18 protein-coding genes and 1 tRNA gene are annotated in these 16,755 nt (G+C 42.8%); 2 read left to right on the top strand and 17 right to left on the bottom strand.

Going from position 1 to position 16,755, the window contains the following annotated elements; all coding sequences use genetic code 11:
• Window positions 1–107 precede the first annotated feature (107 nt).
• Both NQ560_RS01270 and NQ560_RS01265 read right to left on the bottom strand, forming a co-directional pair.
• Window positions 108–977: a DMT family transporter gene (locus NQ560_RS01270; protein WP_005332068.1), complete on the bottom strand. Its 870-nt coding sequence runs from the start codon at window positions 975–977 to the stop codon at window positions 108–110.
• Window positions 977–1,960: a radical SAM protein gene (locus NQ560_RS01265; RefSeq protein WP_005332067.1), complete on the bottom strand. Its 984-nt coding sequence runs from the start codon at window positions 1,958–1,960 to the stop codon at window positions 977–979. The genes NQ560_RS01270 and NQ560_RS01265 overlap by 1 nt, the downstream gene beginning before the upstream one ends.
• Before the next feature lie 251 nt (window positions 1,961–2,211).
• Between NQ560_RS01265 and NQ560_RS01260 the strand changes: the two genes are divergently transcribed.
• Window positions 2,212–3,057, top strand: a complete 846-nt coding sequence (locus NQ560_RS01260; protein WP_005332065.1) for a hypothetical protein — start codon at window positions 2,212–2,214, stop codon at window positions 3,055–3,057.
• 122 nt (window positions 3,058–3,179) lie between these two features.
• On the opposite strand, the gene NQ560_RS01255 is transcribed toward NQ560_RS01260, so the two are convergent.
• The 11 genes from NQ560_RS01255 to NQ560_RS01205 all read right to left on the bottom strand — a co-directional run bounded on the left by NQ560_RS01255 (window position 3,180) and on the right by NQ560_RS01205 (window position 9,667).
• Window positions 3,180–5,135, bottom strand: a complete 1,956-nt coding sequence (locus NQ560_RS01255; RefSeq protein ID WP_005332064.1) for a bifunctional metallophosphatase/5'-nucleotidase — start codon at window positions 5,133–5,135, stop codon at window positions 3,180–3,182.
• 120 nt (window positions 5,136–5,255) lie between these two features.
• Window positions 5,256–5,336: transfer RNA gene (locus tag NQ560_RS01250), tRNA-Leu, on the bottom strand.
• Window positions 5,337–5,547: 211 nt separating this feature from the next.
• Window positions 5,548–5,757: a helix-turn-helix domain-containing protein gene (locus tag NQ560_RS01245; protein WP_005332062.1), complete on the bottom strand. Its 210-nt coding sequence runs from the start codon at window positions 5,755–5,757 to the stop codon at window positions 5,548–5,550.
• Window positions 5,758–5,858: 101 nt separating this feature from the next.
• A complete protein-coding gene (locus tag NQ560_RS01240) occupies window positions 5,859–6,722 on the bottom strand; it encodes an N-acetylmuramoyl-L-alanine amidase (protein WP_005332057.1) in 864 nt (287 codons plus the stop codon).
• Between the two features lie 147 nt (window positions 6,723–6,869).
• Window positions 6,870–7,391, bottom strand: a complete 522-nt coding sequence (locus NQ560_RS01235) for a phage holin family protein (protein ID WP_005332056.1) — start codon at window positions 7,389–7,391, stop codon at window positions 6,870–6,872.
• Between the two features lie 18 nt (window positions 7,392–7,409).
• Window positions 7,410–7,571: a hypothetical protein gene (locus NQ560_RS01230; protein WP_005332055.1), complete on the bottom strand. Its 162-nt coding sequence runs from the start codon at window positions 7,569–7,571 to the stop codon at window positions 7,410–7,412.
• Complete coding sequence (locus tag NQ560_RS01225) at window positions 7,572–7,841, bottom strand: hypothetical protein (RefSeq protein WP_005332053.1); 270 nt, start codon at window positions 7,839–7,841, stop codon at window positions 7,572–7,574.
• A complete protein-coding gene (locus NQ560_RS01220; RefSeq protein ID WP_005332051.1) occupies window positions 7,834–8,160 on the bottom strand; it encodes a PF13754 domain-containing protein in 327 nt (108 codons plus the stop codon). The genes NQ560_RS01225 and NQ560_RS01220 overlap by 8 nt, the downstream gene beginning before the upstream one ends.
• Window positions 8,161–8,171: 11 nt before the next feature.
• The gene (locus tag NQ560_RS01215; RefSeq protein WP_005332050.1) at window positions 8,172–9,062 is read right to left on the bottom strand and encodes an Ig-like domain-containing protein; all 891 of its coding nucleotides are present in this window, start codon (window positions 9,060–9,062) and stop codon (window positions 8,172–8,174) included.
• Between the two features lie 13 nt (window positions 9,063–9,075).
• Entirely contained in the window at window positions 9,076–9,249 is a 174-nt protein-coding gene (locus NQ560_RS01210; RefSeq protein WP_233420466.1) for a hypothetical protein, read from the bottom strand.
• Window positions 9,250–9,277: 28 nt separating this feature from the next.
• A complete protein-coding gene (locus NQ560_RS01205) occupies window positions 9,278–9,667 on the bottom strand; it encodes a hypothetical protein (RefSeq protein WP_040015384.1) in 390 nt (129 codons plus the stop codon).
• Window positions 9,668–9,913: 246 nt separating this feature from the next.
• Here NQ560_RS01205 and NQ560_RS01200 point away from each other — a divergent pair, with 246 nt between their 5' ends.
• Window positions 9,914–10,186 (top strand): hypothetical protein, encoded by a 273-nt coding sequence (locus NQ560_RS01200; protein ID WP_005332047.1) that lies wholly within the window; start codon window positions 9,914–9,916, stop codon window positions 10,184–10,186.
• Window positions 10,187–10,216: 30 nt separating this feature from the next.
• Here the strand turns inward: NQ560_RS01200 and NQ560_RS01195 are convergent, their stop codons facing one another.
• Genes NQ560_RS01195 through NQ560_RS01180 form a run of 4 tightly spaced genes read right to left on the bottom strand, consistent with a single transcriptional unit; the run spans window position 10,217 to window position 16,742 of the window.
• Window positions 10,217–11,077, bottom strand: coding sequence for a hypothetical protein (locus NQ560_RS01195; RefSeq protein ID WP_005332046.1), 861 nt, complete (start codon window positions 11,075–11,077; stop codon window positions 10,217–10,219).
• A complete protein-coding gene (locus NQ560_RS01190) occupies window positions 11,078–12,100 on the bottom strand; it encodes a hypothetical protein (RefSeq protein WP_005332045.1) in 1,023 nt (340 codons plus the stop codon).
• Window positions 12,091–12,924: a hypothetical protein gene (locus NQ560_RS01185; RefSeq protein ID WP_052302913.1), complete on the bottom strand. Its 834-nt coding sequence runs from the start codon at window positions 12,922–12,924 to the stop codon at window positions 12,091–12,093. Before NQ560_RS01185 ends, NQ560_RS01190 begins: the two co-directional genes overlap by 10 nt.
• The gene (locus NQ560_RS01180; protein WP_005332043.1) at window positions 12,921–16,742 is read right to left on the bottom strand and encodes a phage tail tape measure protein; all 3,822 of its coding nucleotides are present in this window, start codon (window positions 16,740–16,742) and stop codon (window positions 12,921–12,923) included. The genes NQ560_RS01185 and NQ560_RS01180 overlap by 4 nt, the downstream gene beginning before the upstream one ends.
• Window positions 16,743–16,755: the final 13 nt, after the last annotated feature.

The raw sequence follows: 16,755 nt of genomic DNA, 5'->3' as shown, positions 1-16,755 counted from the left end.
CACATTTTTCCCTTAATAGCAAACGCTGCCAACAAAAAAAAGAACGAAAAGCATGCTTATTCTAATACTTTTCGTTCTTTTTTCTCTATCACTATTCAAAAAATCTATCATGACTTAGCGAACGCAGTTGCCGTCACGGATATAAGAATCAGTATACAGCCTGCCATCGACGAAAGACTTGCACTCTCATGCAGGACTAAAATCCCCACGATCATACTGGTCACCGGTTCAAATGTACTTAAAATTGCCGCATCCTGGGCTCCCACATACTGTACGCCATACTGAAAAAATCCCACTCCGATAAACGCTGCGCCAAGTGACAAAACAAATGCTGCGATCCATGCGTTTACATTCATATGAAGCACAAAACTCCCCGATACTTTTCCAATCAAAAATACCATAATGGAGCCAACAATATTCATATAAAATATCATCTTCATAGCAGGGATATCCTGCAGCCCGCCCACTTCCAGATATAATATGTAAAATGCATACGTCATTCCGGATATAAGCGCAAAAACAAATCCCATCGGCTTTGCCTCACCGCCGCTTCCTGCATAGGACAGGAAAATACCGATCATGCACAGACCAACACACACAATTTTCAGCTTAGGCACACGTCTTCGTAGGAAAATCAGACTGCCAAGCAACACAAAAACCGGATATCCAAAATGAATGACCGTCGCCATACCTGACGGCATATAATCGTACGCACTATACAAAAGAAGCGCTGTGATGCCATAGCCAAACACCGTCACACACAAAATCTTTTTTCCTTCCTCCACAGATAGCTCCATCGGAACTTTCCGCACTTTCAGGTAAATGTACAGCGGAATGATTGCCAGGGCAAACCTTAAAAATAATGCTCCCACTATCGCGCTTCCATCCGCGCAGATCACTTTCACAAGCAATGGCATAAAACCAAAGTAGACTGCGGACAGCAATAAATATATGAATCCTTTTACTCTTGTATTCATTATCCCAGTTTCTTTTCCTTTTCATTATACTGAGCCAGCTTACTGTCATCCATCTCCCACAGCCAACGTCCACCGTCACACATAGACAAATCCGGACAGTCACCTTTTACATAGGCATAAATCGGCGGCTCGCCTTTATATTTTTCAATCGCCTCTGTCAGCTTCTCGATCATACGTGGTGCATCTTTCGGAACTTTCCCTTTCACACGAAGTTCCAGGAAGTCATTAAATCCATCATAAAGCATTTGATGTCCGTCCGGTCCTTCTTTCAGAAGCTCAATCAATGTACGCTCTTCTTCCATATTTTCCACTTCATCTGCCGGAATAAATGCTCCGGATTTGATATCTTCATAAAGTGCAACCTGATTATGAAGAAATAAAGAGAAGTTAACAATACGATCCGGCTGCGTCTTGTTCAGGAACTCTGCCAGAGCGATTGCATTTTCCTGGCCTCTGCCTTTACCGGCAACACCAGACATAACATGTGCATCAAAAATCAATCCGACTTTTTGGATTCTTGCAATCTCTTTATACGCCTGATCCTGGGTATGCTCTTTTCTCATAAACTTCAGCACATCATCCAGACCACTTTCAATCCCCAGATATAAATGTCTCACCTTGCGGTCATATAATTCCTGAAGTTCCTCATCACTTTTCAGCCGGATACTTGTTACAGTCGCATCCATGTTGATCATCTGACAATCCGGAAAATATTTATCAATCAAATCAAGTATCGCACGCAGTCGATCCATTTTCAGTCCAAATGCATTACCATCTCCAAGAAATATTTTTCTCGGATTTCCCCCCAGATTCTTCACTCTTTGCAGTTCCTCTTCGACCTGCTCAAGCGGCAGCTCACGATATTTTAAATCTCTGAACAGATTACAGAATTTACATTTATTATAAGAGCAGCCGACCATGACCGGCAGCATGTAAGATGCACGTTCCATTGGCGCACGACAAATTCTACCTTCATATTCCATACCATTACCTCCAATTCAACCTACTACTTTTAAATCTGTAAGATTCCACCTTCTTGAGTGCATACATATTGCACTTATCCACAGGTATTCATATTATAACACAATTTTTCCAAAATCAATGCCCTGTCCTCACTCATTTTCCACATTTCTGAAGATTTTCTTACGGTTTCGTGAAGATTGTGTGACATCTCTTGAGTCCCTTTTGCATTCATTATAAAATATGAGTTGCTCACAGGGAGGTATAAGTGATTATGGGAAACAAAAAGAAACAGACAAATGAATTTGACAATTACTTCGATGATGATTTCGAAGTTGTATATGAAGATCTGGAGGATCTTGGGAGCTATTTGAGTGAAGATAGTTCTGATAATAACAATGATTACGACGATTATGACGGTTATGATGGCGACACCGACTATTATGATTATGATGATTATGATGATGATGATGATGACGATTATTATGATGACGATTATGATGATTATGACTATAACAGCAACGGCAGAGATTCAAAAAAGGAAAAGCGCAACGACAAACAGGATCCGGATTCCAAAAAATCCAAGAAGAAAAAGCGTTGCGGATTGCCCAATGTAGGAAAACCGGTTGCAAATATTGCTAAGACCGGCATTAACGCGACTAAAAAATTAGTCGGAACCATTCTCCGGGCAGCCACACTGATTTTAATCGCTCTCATCATTCTGACATTGTTGAAAGCATTTTTAAGTAACGCCGGTTCTTATGGAAAAATCCTGTTACTCGGACAGACGAAAGATACCACACTAATCGCATACCTGGCTGTCGGAGCTGTGCTGGTCGGTTATGAACTGCTCAACTTCTTCTGGGCTGCCAGCCGCACACGCGCCAGAAGCAGGCACAACAACCGCCTGGATACCGGGCGCGGGCTTTTGTCCTTTGTTATCATTTACGCCGGTTCCTATCTGGCCGCCATGTTCAGTCACCTGATTCCAAGTTCTCCAAGCTGGCTTACCGGTGTACAAGGCGGACTGTCTATTTACGGTGGGCTGAAAGCCACACTACTGCCGCTGTGCATTGCAGGAGTAGTAAGCTGTGTGGTCAGGAAAATTATAGTAAGATAAGATTCAAAACTGTATCTTTTATAAACTTCGTTAGTTAAGTAATTATAGAAAAACCACCCAACTCGTCAAAAGTTTAGAGGGTGGTTTTTCTTAGTTTAGTCTATCATTTAAATCTATTTCATTTAATTATTTTTTATCTTCCGCACAATTTTTTTAACCAGCAATATGAGCAAAATAATCAGCACAATTACAAGTACAAAAATGCCCGCTATGATAGCCAAAAATTTATTCGGGTGTTTTACAAGATCAATAATATTCCAGCTGTCTTCCACAACCTTGCGGTCGTGTTTTTCATTATAATATTCCGACACATTTGCAATACCATCACCATCTGTATCATCAAAGGACTCCATATATCTGGCAATAGCAGCCCATGCTTTCAGCTCCTGATTGCCTTCCATAATTGCCTGATCTTCCAGGTTTTCGATTGGATTTCCATCTTTGTCCTTCGGCGTAATAGACAGCAGTCCATAAGATGTGTCCATGACAGCACCGAGCATCTGCCCTGTATATAGGTCTGTCACCACATGATACAGCTTGTCATCTTCTATCTCTTCTCTGTTTCCTTCCCCCTGCGCTTCCATCAGATAGCAATCTGTCACTTTATTGAGTATCATGCGATGCGGATTGTATGTAAAGTTAAGACCGCTACAATAAAGTCTGGCAATCGTCATAAAATCTGAAACAGACGCATCAATTTCCGCCACAAGTTTCAATTCTTTTCCTGTCAGATAAGCGCTGATCAGCGGATAACCCGCCAGCCCATCCTTCCCAATTCCAAGTGAAAATGAATTGTAGACCTGTTCGACCGTGACATCCCCTTTTGTATAAGTATCACGTACTGTTCCGCTCGGAACAACCGCCACATCGACCGGATCACCGTCATAGTACTCGGAATTTTCCACCGCATACACATATGCATCAGACATGATGTCTCCGAGATTCAGCTCCTCATGCTCATTATACATATCGTCCACACTGCTGAATTCAATATCATTTTCCGCAAGAATCTGATCTTTTGTATATCCAAAATGTGACAGATAATTCGTATCAACCGTCTCCATCAGCTCATCAATCCGCTCCTGTGTTGCAGCATCCGCCTTTATCTCATCCGTAACCGGAATCAACTCGTAAGTATCCACGTCCCAGCGTCCATCATCTTTCTGCGTCATAGAAATCGTTCCAAGATTTCTTCCATATTCTCCACAGGAAACAATATAAGTATCTCCGTGCTGAATCGGCTCATCTAATTGTGTATGTGTGTGTCCGCTGATAATCAAATCTATATCCGGCACATTTTTCGCAAGAATCTCGTCTTCAGATTTATCTTCATCTTCCACGGTACCACTATGAGATACGCAGGCAATCATATCCACGTCCTCATTTTTCTTAATCTCTTCCACCGTCTTCTTAGAAGCCTCGATCGGATCTTCAAAAAGCAGTTCGCATGTTGGCGCGCAATCCAGCGAATCTTTACCAAATACACCAAAAACTGCTATTTTGACATCACCTTTCTGTACAACTACATAATCTTTCACTCCGTAGTTCTCAAATGCATCTTTAATCTGCTGCTGTCCTTCCGTTAAGCCCGCTTTCTCCATAGCGCTCCAGTCCACATTACAAACGACCAGTGACGGAACATTTTCACCGGAAGCCTTTGCAGTATTCAGCATATTAGCAAGTCCACTGGAACGATAGTCAAACTCATGATTTCCCCAGGTCGTCACATCACATCCAAGATAGCCTAGCATACGAAGCTCTGCCGCCTCTGTCTCATACACCGTCTGGATCAACGTTCCCATAGAAAAATCTCCACCATCCAGATAGAGCGTATCCGGATTTTTTTCTTTCTGCTCGTCAATTAAAGTCTTGAGCCTTGCAAATCCTCCGACCTCTTCTTGTTTTCCATCAACGATCGTAGAAAAACTGTTCAGATGCGAATGCGTATCATGTGTAAATAATACGTCCATATGTTTACCCGTGTCCGCGGCTTTTGCATTCACCCCAAGTGTCTGCAGCATCCCCACGCAAAGAGCAATCGCAAGTACAAATGCGGTTATCTTTTTCGTTCTCTGCATATGTCTCTCCTTTATCAATTCTTTTGTTCTCTACTATTTTTAGTAATCATACTATATTTTTTATAAACTCGTCAACGCAAAAAACCTCAGAAATTATTATTCCGAGGTTTTGCATAAAAATGCGGATGACAGGACTTGAACCTGCACGTCGGGGACACTAGATCCTAAGTCTAGCGCGTCTGCCAATTCCGCCACATCCGCATAAGAAAATAAAAACGCAATACCTAATTCTCATTAAGTTTGCGTTATATTCACAGTGAGCGTGCGGGGATTCGAACCCCGGACAACTTGATTAAAAGTCACGTCGTTCAAATCCTTGCAAGCGCCGTAATAACGCCGTTTTTCAAGTGTACTCTGAGGCACATTTGAGACATCTTGATTTTAATTGATTTTTTCGCTCTTGTCAATAATATTATTTTTCGTCTTTTCGACCAACCAAATAGTCCATAGAGACATTATAAAAATCAGCCATGGTAATTAACATATGTACATCTGGCTCTCGTCCTTTCGTCTCATATCCGGCTATGGTTGATCTTGATACTCCCAGTGCAGCGCCTGCTTCCATCTGTGATAGTCCCCTCTCTTCTCTCAGCTCTTTCAGTCTTATCGCAAGCTTTTCCATGTAACCACCTCTTATTATAATGTAGCAAAATTTTCGCTGATTATAAATGGGGAATATTTTCCACTATCCTACATACTTCTTTCCACCATAATATGCAAATACTACAGTCCGAGCAAAGCTCTCCATGTATTCTTTCCAACAATACCGTCTGCAATAAGCCCATGCGCTCTCTGGAATGCAATAACTGCATTCTTTGTCTTCTGTCCAAAGATTCCGTCTACAGCCACGCCTAACTTCTCCTGAATCAATCTCGTGATATTTCCCCTTGCTCCTTTTCTACAGGTCGGGCAACCTGCGAGAGTGTTCTTTCCTGGAATTCCATCAACACGCTGGTCGGAAAAACCCTGAGCATTACACTCAGACTGCAGTCTGCGTACCCAGTCATTTCCAGTAGATGTCGCTGGTTTTGCCACTGGTGTTGTCACAGGCGCACTTCCGCTTGAAGTCGTGCCAGTTACGGTCTTTCCGGCAATAGCAGATGCAATCGCATCACCACATTTATCAGCATTCCAGTGTGATGCATCGTTCTGACTGTCCACAAAACAGCATTCTACCAAAATCGCACGTCCGGATGTCTTTCTGAGCACATACAGAGACTTAGGGTATTTCACACCTCTGTTTGGAATTCCAAGCGCTGCGGATACGTTCTGACAGATTGCTGCAGCAATGTCTTTTGTCTTCTCATCATAGCACCATACTTCCACGCCTGTTCCGCCACCAGCATTGAGGTGATTGGAAATGTTGAGATCTACCAGATGAGCATTGCACTTGGCTACGATATTAGCCAGGTTCTGCCCCTGTGTCCGACCAGAATCATCCGTGCAATCGTAGACGGTATGACCGGCTACGCGCAATGCTGAGATTACGCGTGCTGTGACTTTTCTATCCTCTGTGGTTTCATCCAGGAGCCCCTTAGCTCCCGGAACGATAAAATTATGTCCGCCATGTACGTTATATACTCCCATGCTATTTTACCTCCTGTTCTGCCTGTTTAATCTCTTCTTCTGTAGGCTCTACACCTTCATCCAGCTCCATTCCTACTACTTCATTTTCGTCCATGTTATTCTCCTTTCTGTGTTATGCCTCACGCCATATAATATGTAAGAGGGCGATTACTCGCCCTCTGAATCACTACTGTTAATCTGTTCCTCCACCTGTGACCTGATATGTCTGACCAATGGCTGCAAGAACGCTGGTATCTTAACGCCCATGTCCTGGATATTTTCTAATATACTAATAATCTCATTGCAGATCAGCCACATTGCTACAATGCATGCAATCAAGAATGTCACCGGAGATTTCCAGCCAATCGTAGTGGATGCGTATAATAGCATTTCGTCAATAATTGCTCCAACCACTACCAAGAGCCACATGGACACCTTCTTGAAAATTCCTCGAATGCTCTTATAGGAATTTATGTCCTCCGCTCTATACTTACTGGCCATAAGCCCGGTCATGTAGTCAATCAGATTGCATGCCACCAACAGGATCACCGGCACTGCCAATACTCCAAGGAGCGCTGACAGGAAGGCGAATACCGCTGTGAAAATAGCTTTGATGTAATTAGCCTGTTCCATTTTCATATACCTCACTTCTTTCTTTAGTTCGAATTTTCTGTACAAAAAATTAATCACTTCCGTTCTCCTTCTGTGTTATTCTTTTACCGGCTCCGCAAGGCTTACCTGCGAAACCGGATATTTGCGCGGATATCTATAAGGATAGCTTTTCTTTTCCACAATCTGTATCGAAATCTTAAATTGTTCTCCGGTACTGACCGGGTTCTTACTCAGCTTAATCTCTGTTATTTCTAACATTTAGATAACCTCCACTTCTATCCTCGTTTTTCTCGTCGAATCAGCCACTGTATAAGTCACTTCCAGTTCGTATGACCGCGACTTTACTTTCGGGCTTAATTTTATGTCCAGATAATGCTCATTAATCTCGCACTCCCCACACGTTTCCACCTCACCATATCTGATAAGCTCATAGGATGCGCTTAATATCGTGAATGGTTCATTGTTGGGACTTCTGATCAGAAGTTTTACGTGCTTATCTTCACCTAAAATGAATACTACTTTATTCACAGCAACACCCCCTTCCGTGATGACATGGATATACTGCTTCCACAGTATAATCGTCTGCTTGTACAACTGCTTTGTATTCTTCCGGAATTACTTCCGTCACGTAATCAAGCGGAACGAGCCTAGCGCATAGCGTAGTTGGATCCACAATCAACAGTATCTTTGTACAAAACGCTACGTTTTCCGCATCGTCATAAGCTGTGACTTCAACCACATACATTCCATCTAAATCAAGAGGGACTGTGGTATTCCACAAGTCCCCCTCTGCATGCTCAAAGACAACTTCTTTTCCATCGACCTTACCGATTACTTTCGTAACCATAAAAATAGCTCCTAGTCTGTAACCTTAACAGAGATAATGAACGTCTTACCACAGTCAACTGGGTTAGGAGTAAGAGTAACTTTCTTAAATACCGGTGCGCCAGTATCAAGAGTAACCTTACGTGTTACAGTTGTAGTCTTGCCAGCCTTATCCGTTGCAACAACAGTAATTGTATTGGAACCATTAACAAGAGTAATTTCCTTGCTGAATGAACCATCAGAATTAACTGTAACGGATGCGCCATTGACTGTAACTGTGACAGGTTTAGATGTAACATCGTCTGTTTTACCAGATACAACCAGAGCTGTCTTATTTGTGATAAGTTCATCTGCTGGATTTGTAAGAGTAAGTGTCGGTGGAATTGTATCAATTGTAAATGTGACCGTCTTAGCTGTTGCAGCGTTTCCATCAAAATCAGATGCTTCAATTGAAATAGTATGCGCGCCATCTGCCAATGCTGTTCCTGGAGTGTAGGAACACTCGTAACCACCGGTGACTGCTGTTTTTGTAAATGAGGTTGTTACCTTTTCGCCATCAACTTTGATAACGATTGTATCTGGATTTACCCCAGAGTCATCATCTGTCACCTTAAACCTAATAGCCGGAGTTGCGTTTGTAATATACGCGCCAGCTGTCGGGTATGTGAAAGCAAGTGTTGGTGCGACTTTTTCAAGGACGCGAAGTAACAGATTTGCTCCGAAAGTAGCATCACTTTGAGTTATTGTAGTTGAGTTTCCGGCATCATCTGTAGCTATTACAGAGCCCCCATATTTATGACCATCTTGTGAGTAACTGGATTTGCTAGGCGCCGGGACTGCTGCTTTATACTCTCCTGTAGATGCATCAAACGTCAGATCATATGTCTGACCATTAAATACATACTGTGCTGTTTTTACTGCCATTTTTCTTTTCTCCTTATGCCTCTACGATGGCATCTTCATAGCCATCTGTCTTCAGAATGGTATCAACTTCCTCTTTCCAGTTCTTATACAGGCTTGTACGAACGAAATAAGCTCTATACTTCTTCTGACCTGCTTCTGTGCTCTTGCCTGCTTCTTTCATAATCCTTCTCGCAATAAATGTTGCCATATCTTTCATCCTTTCTTTTCCTTTCTATCTACTTAACATTTTCAAGTGCTGGTAAGATATCTGTTAAAATGGTGTCTACTGTCGCGGATAATTCTTTGTTTTCCTCAGCCAGTCTCTGATTCTCTTTCTTCAGAGCTTCCATCAGCTCTGTCGGAGTCTGTCCAACCTTATACATGACTACGCCGAGTATTCCGGCTGTGTACTTCACAATAGCGTCCTGGTTGGTGTAATTCTCGTATGTTCCAAGAGTCTCTCCGCGCTCTGTAACGGTCATTCTCTTGGTTGCTGATGCATCATTGAATTTTTTCTTCAGCTCGTCTTCTGTGATTGCAATGGTTTTGATCAGAAGTCCTCCATCAGCCTGAAGGTCTGCTGACTGGATTTCTAATTCTGATGCATTGTTGAATATCAGTTTCATGATTTCCTCCTTTCTGTGCGATGTCGCACAATATAAAAAGAGCCTTTCGGCTCTGGTTAACATGTTTCTATATAATAAGCGCATGACATATGAGTGTGAATTGCATTTATCGCAAGGAAGTCTCTCCTTTCTTATTTTTTATGGGTGTCATGTGCTTATTTTCCTTAACTAAATAGCAATAGCATAATTGAATCTGGTCATAATGATAATGGATATTATCGCAAATACGCTGATGGCACACTTGAAATGTGGGGAAGTAAACGTTTTGAGGATATAAATATGCAAACTCCAGATAATTGGAATTATTATTCTGGTGGAAAAGTTAATGTTCCCCTCCCAATGGAATCCAAAACCTGGGTTTCAGTTATAGCAACAGCAGCCGGATCATGTGCTCCTTGGATTTCAATTCCATTAAATGGGTTTGGAACAAAGTTATTTCAAGCATGGATATATTCTTCAAGCAAATCTGCAAGCGAAATAATAACGATTTTTTGGCGTTGCTTTGGAACATGGAAATAGTTTGCCTATCGCTGCTTCTGACTAAAATGCTTATGGATATATGTAAACCATTCTGTAATTAATACGAACACTACAGCTTAGCTTTTGTGAAAAATACTGATATAAGTGCCCTTGCCAATTTTCTACCCCTAAAAAGCGTGTATTCGTAGCTTCGTTATCACCGTTATATGTATTTATGCTGAGTCGGGTTAAATAATATGAATTACCAAAAATTTCTCTTAGCTTATCTTTGTCAAATAAGCGTGTATAATCTGTGCCTTGAACTTCTTTGATAATACTGCCAGATACAATTTTTATTTTCCCGTCACACAGGCTACATATCTGATATTCATTATCATTTTCTATGATGTGTATTGTTTTGCTATTTAGTGACGCAAGTTCTTTTTCCAATTCCTCATTGGTTTTTCTCAGCGTAAAGAGCTGTTCTACCGCCGTGATGCTCAGTCCCTCTATCTTCACCCTGTACAGAGGAAGTTCTCTCACCTTTCCCGCCTTGTATAGGTCTTCTTGTACAATTTCTGGATCCGTTGCTGTTGTTCCTGCCGTGCCCTTTTTGACTTCACATGTGTATGTATCGATACCGCCGGTCCCGGTTGTTTCGAATCTTGCCACAATGATGTCGTTTCTGTTCTTGCCACTCTGTCCGTTTTCGATTTCGCAATCAATATAATCCCCGTAAGGGATACGGGCAAAATGTCCTCCTACACAGATAATTCCATCTGCAATTCTTACTTTGTTATTTGACAATACTGTGGCTTTGCACGATTGCCCGTTGGTAGATACTCCATCTCCGCCAAACATGCTCAGGTAGATGGACGCGTCATCTTCCGCGTATATATGCGCCTCGTCTGCTGTTGGAGTATTTACTGTGATTGGTTTTAATCCAGACATTTAATCATCTCCTTTCACTTCATAATCTATCGTTAGCTGTCCATCGTTGATTTTTAATATTTTCTTTTTAATTGGCTTCATGACTGTCGTATCTGTGACTTCGTCATACCCAGCTACAATGTCGCCGATTTCCAAGTCTACATCTTCTATCGTCATTTGACATTTTTTATAGTTCTGCAGGTCTTTCAATCGTTTCGTGCCGTCTTGGCGAAGCTGATTTGCGTCTGCGCTTGTGAATATGTAGACTGCTGCCACTTCGTCCAATCCATAATAATATTGCTCATCACCTATCGTTCCATCCTCTTGTACATACAGGTGTAATATAGTTCTGTCTTGATTCTCACCTTCTCCAGCGCACACCAGATGGTTGACGCCAGCTCTGTAGTCTTCTATATCCAGATTAATGCTACATTCCTGATCATATTCTTCATTAAGAATCTTCTTTTCTTTTGCCCCTATCTGCACATATCCATATTCCAGCCCTTCTGGCTGAATATATTTGATATCCAGTCGGTATCCGTACTGATCCAGGAGCTTCATAATGGCATCATATAATGTTACATATCGGTCTACTGACCAATTCTGCACCTGTACTCCCGTATTTTCTGCTGACACCGCAAACAGGTCTTCGAATCTGTCTCCTATTAATGTTTTCAGCGTTTCATTCAGCTCTCCTGAGAGTATTAAATGTTCCTGCCCTAAGGGAGGTTCAACTACCTTGTATTCAAGCATCCCTCTCCATGTTGGACCTGAAAACACTACCTCATTACTTTCTGATATGGATTCTATATTTTTAACGATTCCGCCGTATTCTGTTCCTGGAATGTATACCCTTCCCTTATATCCGATAGACTCTCTATCCCATTCTGATTTGGGCAAGCGTATTTCAAAATCGTTTGTATCACCATTGTCCAGATCTACTTTTGCTGTTTTATTCAGCTCTCCGTATTCTTCTCCTGTTGATTTTGCAGTGATGAACATTAATTCTTTTTCCTCCGGTATATCTGTTACAATCATCTCCATTTCGGTTCCCCTCTCTCCTCGTAAATAATTAAGTCGAAATCAAACTTGCCTGTCCATGATATAGGTTGTCGCCCCGGATCAATTTTTCTGAAAAAGTTTCTTCCTTTCTGACGATTATGATACAGATTTTCCCGTTCGCCATTCTTTGTCACTTTTATGATGGTCCTGCTCCTGCTGTCAATGGCAAGGTATTCATCCTCTTCCAGTATCACATTCACCAGATACGGTACACCACCTATTGTGACCATTGGATTTACCGCTGGTCCGTAAATGATCAACTTGAAATTCGAATTCGTAAAATGTGGATTGATTATGTAAGTGCTGTTCATTCCATTCGCATATCGATACGGATATCTTCCATGATATCTCTTATTATCCGTACTGCTTACACCGAAACTATGAAATGTATATGGATTTTCTCCGACCCACATTGGGTACTCCACGGCAAGCGTTAGGCTTACATCTATATATCCCGCTTCCGGTTCCCATTCCGACTTCTCACTAGCCGTCACATAGCAGTTGAGATACATACCTCCCACGTATAATCTTCCTGGTGTCTTTTTTAAGACGTCAATGTCTGTGATCTCATGCAAATAATCAATTGCCTCTTCATAGTTTTCTACACCATAATTTACAATGCTTAATGTCAGTGTTCTTTCTTCCAGGTCTTTTCGGATATTGGTGATTTTTCCACCTCCGCCAAGTCTCTGTTTACTTTCATAGTTCCATTTGTATCCGAACAGCTCTCCTGTCTGAAGCATGTATGGCGGTTCCAACAAGTCAATCTTCTCATTATTGCTATTTACATAATAGATGTCTTTCACTGCTGTACCTCCCGCACAAATCTTCCACATTCGCGTCTGTCCATTACCATTTTTATTCCATCAATGTTTTTTGCAAATTCTTCAGATGCAATTCCTGCAAATTCTGATGCCAGTTTCTGAATATCTGAATCCTGTATATAGGCTTTTACAGATTCGTCCTTTCGTTTCCACAGCTGATCTTCTTTGACCCTCACGGCTCGGATTGCCTTTTCTGCCGACCGGTTCGTCTGGGCGTTTACTGTCGTTTGAACCATTGCCATTGTTTCCGGGATATTCAGTGTCTTGATTTTGTTTTGCAATGTTTCTAATTCCAAAGCGCTCAGTGTTCTTTCTGACAGCTTTTCAGCTTCCTGTACTGCCACATCTGCGTTTTCCTCAATTCCTCCACCAAATCCAAGGTCGAAGTTCTTGCCGGACTTTTTCGTTTTCCTCGACGGGGAATGTTCGTCAAGTGTTCTTCTGACTGCGTTGTAAGCTGCTGATGCCAGCTCTGCTGCCGCTGATGCGGCACTTCTTACCCAGGAGCCGATACCTCTAACGAATCCGGAGCCAAAGTTAGAACCCGGTGAATAACCATCGGCTGATTCTGCCCCTGATTTTGCATTTGATGCAAGTGCACGTCCTTTTGCGCCAGCTTCACTGGCTTTTGCTCCAACTCCTGCGGCATATCTCGCACCGAACATACTGCCTGCTCCGGAAGAGTCTATACTTCCAGCTCCTTCGTTGGCTGCTGTAGCATTAGCACGCCCGGCATTCTTAGAATTTCCTGTTTTAGACTGTATTCCTAGTCCGAACAGATTCATAATCTTACTTCCGATACTTTTAGCACCTTCCAATACTCCGCCACTTTGCAAGGAATTCAGAAAGTCTGTAATTACACTATTTCCTTTTGTGCTCAGCTCTCCAGTGCCCTGTTCCAGTCCTTGTACTGCTCCTGGCCATACATTAGAAAATATCTCTTCCACTTTTCTTGATGGAGAATGTACTTCCAGTGCTGTCCTCAAAGACTCCAGGAATGCATCTGCTCCCTGTTCTGCCGGATCTGCCAGGTCTTCAAAACCTTGCAGTCCTTCCAAGGCTCCATACCAGGCTTGTGCGAATGTATCTTTTGTTTTGGAATCCAGGCCGTTGAAACCGTTAATAAAACTGTTTAGGTCTGCCTGTGCTTCGGCGTCCAGTTTTCCGTCCAAATCTGCCTGTGCCAGTGCGCTTATCATTGCCGTGTTGGCTTCTGGTCCTATATCTTTGATTCCCTGTGCAATTCCTCCCGGAAGCTTACTAAATTCATTGATGGAATCAACTGCAGCTTTTGATAATTGCTGAAATGTACTATCGGCCATATTGAGCGTACCATCTTGTACAAGTTGCATGGTGCTTATCATAGAGTTTGCAGTGTTGTACATCTCGTCACGCGCACTCTGCGAACTTGCAAGGGTTTCTTCGTTGAAAGAGCGATAGCCTGTGATCACCTTATTCAGTGCAGCTTCTATCTGTTCTGAACTTCCAGAAGCCATAGCTTCGACCAACGCATCGTAATTGTTGACCTCTGAGGATAGCTGTTCCATGGAACTTCTGGTGTTGTCCAACTGCTTTTCCAGTTTTTCCTGTTCGCTTTTGGCTTTATCAACCGCATCCGAGTAACTTGGTAACTCTTTTGCTCCTCGTTTTGCTGCTTCTTCCCAGTCATCTTCTGCCTTGGCTACTTTTTTCTTCTGTTCTTCCAAGGCTTTGCTGACTTCTTTATATTTTTCCGCGGCATCTATAGACTTCTGATAGGACTCTGCCATCTCGTCTTTCATAGAATCAATGGTCGCTTCTGCTTTTTTCTGTACAATCAATTCTTTGATTGCTTCGACGGTCTCTCCATATTTCTGGATTACTCCGTCTGTCATTTCTATCTCGGTGCCGAGTGCTTCTGACAACTCCCCGGTGATTACCTTTGCTCTCTCTTCGTATCCGGCTTTCACCTGACCGTTTGCATCTGTGATAGACTGCAGCTCAGACAACAGAGCGGAATATTTATTGTATTCCCGGTCAATGCTTCCAATCGCTTCCTCTCTCGCCTGTCTTTCTTCTGCAAGAGTATCTGTAATCTCCTGACTGGATTTTAGTGCTTCTTTCTGGCTGTCCGATAGCTCATATTGTGCCTTCGCCGCATCACCTGTCGCTGCTTTAATCGCATACATGGCACCTACCAGAGCTGCTGCCGCTACAACGATTGTTCCTATTGGATTCGCCGTCATTGCAACATTCAGCTTTGTCTGTGCGGCTGTCCACAGACTCGTAAGTCCTGTTGTTGCAGTAATCTGACCATTGTACACCGCCATGAGCGTCTGACGCGCTGTAAGCCCTCCATTGGTCGCCATTAACTGCAATGCATTGGCTTTCTCCATTTTATTGAGTACTAAGGTAGCCGCTGCATTCGCTTTTACAACCTTTGTCGTTACCTTGCCAATTGCTGAAAATGATTTCATTCCGGCTGCTGATGACACTACAAGCGGTGATAATGTTCCGAAGTTCTTAGCCAGGAACTTCACTGCGCTTGCCGCTACTGGAAGTGTTGTTTTTGCAAGCTTACCGCCTACATTCACGATTTCCTGTATTGGCCTTACAACTCCGGCTGCTTCGTCACTCATTCCTGCGATTTCATCTGCAGTATCATTGAATATCTCGCCAGCTTCCGCTACAACTGCATTCAGTCCGCCAGACTGGAACGCTTTTGACAGACAGTCGATACCCTCTGTTCCTGCATCTACTGCTTTTTTGAGTGGTGTCTGTATCTTTTCATAGATTGCAATACCGAATCCTTCTAATGCGGATCCAGCTATTGTAAGGCTTCCTTTAAGATTATCATTCATGGTGTCTGCCATTTGCTCTGCAGCACCGTCTGCATTGTATATTGATGTCTTTAAGGCATTGAAATCCGCATCAGATGCATTCACAATGGCAAGCAGTCCGGACATTCCTTCCTGTCCTGCCAGTGTAGCAGCGTATTGTGCTTTCTGTGCCTCTGAAAGTCCAGAAAAACTCTGTCTTAGATCCCCCATAAGGGTATCCAGCGATTTTGTCTTTCCTTCCGCGTCAGTCATGGAGATTCCCAGGTCTTCCATTGCCTGTGCCATAGCATCTGTCGGTTTTACAAGGTTCGTGAACAGCTGTCGCATTGATGTTCCAGCCTGACTTGCCTTAATACCGGAATTGGCCATAAGCCCGATTGCTACCGCACAGTCTTCTACGCTGAATTTCAACGCTCCTGCCACGGGTGCCACGTACTTGAACGTCTCACCCATCATTGCAACATTGGTGTTGGAGTTTGAAGATGCTTTTGCTAAAACGTCTGCAAAATGCGAGCTGTCTGATGCTGCCATTCCGAATGCGGTAAGGGCATCTGTTACAATATCTGATGTTTTTGCAAGGCTTTCTCCTGAAGCTGCTGCCAGATTCATGATTCCATCAATACCACTTAGCATGTCTTTGGTCTTCCAGCCCGCCATAGCCATGTACTGAAAGGCTTCCGATGCTTCTGTAGCTGAAAATTTCGTCTTGGCGCCCATCTCTTTTGCTTTTTCAGTGAGTTTGCTTAATTCATCTCCTGTTGCTCCTGAGATAGCAGATACCTTTGACATTCCCGCTTCAAAATCAGCTCCAACTTTAATTGAATAACCTGCCATAGCACTTAGTGCGGCTGTTGCCGCGCCTGCTGCCACTTTCGTTGCTGTCATCGCCTTATTTGCGAATGATGAAAACTTGGACATTGCCGCTTCTGCTTTTGCACTGTCCAATTCGGTCGTGATTCGGATTGTTCCGTCACTGGCCACTTTGCGTCACCTT

The sequence above is a fragment of the Dorea formicigenerans genome (assembly GCF_025150245.1).
In the GTDB taxonomy this organism is placed as follows: domain Bacteria; phylum Bacillota; class Clostridia; order Lachnospirales; family Lachnospiraceae; genus Dorea; species Dorea formicigenerans.
The sequence above is the reverse complement of the archived record's forward strand: the minus strand, read 5'-3'. Positions and strand labels throughout refer to the sequence as shown.

What these genes read in the sequence shown, in the direction of transcription:
- NQ560_RS01195 (WP_005332046.1), bottom strand. Translation starts at nt 11,077, where the DNA reads ATGTCTGGATTAAAACCAATCACAGTAAATACTCCAACAGCAGACGAG.
- NQ560_RS01260 (WP_005332065.1), top strand. Translation starts at nt 2,212, where the DNA reads ATGGGAAACAAAAAGAAACAGACAAATGAATTTGACAATTACTTCGAT.
- NQ560_RS01210 (WP_233420466.1), bottom strand. Translation starts at nt 9,249, where the DNA reads ATGGCAACATTTATTGCGAGAAGGATTATGAAAGAAGCAGGCAAGAGC.
- NQ560_RS01245 (WP_005332062.1), bottom strand. Translation starts at nt 5,757, where the DNA reads ATGGAAAAGCTTGCGATAAGACTGAAAGAGCTGAGAGAAGAGAGGGGA.
- NQ560_RS01205 (WP_040015384.1), bottom strand. Translation starts at nt 9,667, where the DNA reads ATGAAACTGATATTCAACAATGCATCAGAATTAGAAATCCAGTCAGCA.
- NQ560_RS01190 (WP_005332045.1), bottom strand. Translation starts at nt 12,100, where the DNA reads ATGGAGATGATTGTAACAGATATACCGGAGGAAAAAGAATTAATGTTC.
- NQ560_RS01255 (WP_005332064.1), bottom strand. Translation starts at nt 5,135, where the DNA reads ATGCAGAGAACGAAAAAGATAACCGCATTTGTACTTGCGATTGCTCTT.
- NQ560_RS01215 (WP_005332050.1), bottom strand. Translation starts at nt 9,062, where the DNA reads ATGGCAGTAAAAACAGCACAGTATGTATTTAATGGTCAGACATATGAT.
- NQ560_RS01265 (WP_005332067.1), bottom strand. Translation starts at nt 1,960, where the DNA reads ATGGAATATGAAGGTAGAATTTGTCGTGCGCCAATGGAACGTGCATCT.
- NQ560_RS01270 (WP_005332068.1), bottom strand. Translation starts at nt 977, where the DNA reads ATGAATACAAGAGTAAAAGGATTCATATATTTATTGCTGTCCGCAGTC.
- NQ560_RS01220 (WP_005332051.1), bottom strand. Translation starts at nt 8,160, where the DNA reads ATGGTTACGAAAGTAATCGGTAAGGTCGATGGAAAAGAAGTTGTCTTT.
- NQ560_RS01240 (WP_005332057.1), bottom strand. Translation starts at nt 6,722, where the DNA reads ATGGGAGTATATAACGTACATGGCGGACATAATTTTATCGTTCCGGGA.
- NQ560_RS01200 (WP_005332047.1), top strand. Translation starts at nt 9,914, where the DNA reads ATGTGGGGAAGTAAACGTTTTGAGGATATAAATATGCAAACTCCAGAT.
- NQ560_RS01230 (WP_005332055.1), bottom strand. Translation starts at nt 7,571, where the DNA reads ATGTTAGAAATAACAGAGATTAAGCTGAGTAAGAACCCGGTCAGTACC.